Origin of the sequence: Rhodococcus sp. DMU2021 (assembly GCF_019641445.1) — a bacterium.
Taxonomy (GTDB): Bacteria; Actinomycetota; Actinomycetes; order Mycobacteriales; family Mycobacteriaceae; genus Rhodococcus; species Rhodococcus pyridinivorans.
In genome coordinates, this window is the sequence record NZ_JAIFKB010000103.1 from 1 (window position 1) to 687 (window position 687).

General features: G+C 64.8%; 1 protein-coding gene. It reads right to left on the bottom strand.

All coding sequences use genetic code 11. From position 1 onward, the window contains the following. Positions 1 to 687 (bottom strand): type IV secretory system conjugative DNA transfer family protein (locus tag K3M35_RS25850; RefSeq protein ID WP_220667297.1); only part of this gene is annotated, 687 nt, incomplete at both ends.

Sequence of the window (687 nt, forward strand, 5' to 3'; positions counted from 1 at the left end):
GCAGGGCCGAGCTGCTTGCTTTCCTGCTGGGACTGGCGGATCGCCTCGGCGAACGGCGAATTCCCCCAGAACGCCTTGCGGACCAGGATCGGGGTGGAGCCACCGATCGTCACCAGCGCCCGGGTTTTCGGCAGCGCCCGCAGGTCCCGCTTGTCGAAGATGGTTTCCTTCTGCCAGCTGCTCGACACACTCGCCTGACCGCTGGAAAAGAAGCCGGTAGGGCGGCTGCGGGACTCGGTGTCGACGTAGTGGGTGCCCACGGCATCGACCAGACCCGACAGGAAGGCGTCGTCTTCGACATTGCCGCCGTACCAGATCACGCTGCACGCATCGACCATCGACTTGAACGCTTCGCGACCCCAGACCTTCTCCCCTTGGGAGGGGGACTGGAAGAAGGTGATGAGGATGATGCCGCGGCCACCGAAGTGCGAGTACCAGCGCGGCAGGTCCTCGATCTTGCAGATGTTGGCGGCCTCGTCGAGCACCGCCGTCAGCGGGATCGGCATCCGCTCCGATTCCTGCTGCTCGGAGTATTCCTCGGCGCAGGTAAGGATCTGCCCGACCAGGGCACTCGAGATCGCCGAGGACGAGCCGGGGCCGTCCTTGGACAGCGCATACATCGTGTCGGTGCGGGTGACGAACTCGGCGGAAATGAACTCCGGCAGGTCGTGGACGTGCTCACCTTCT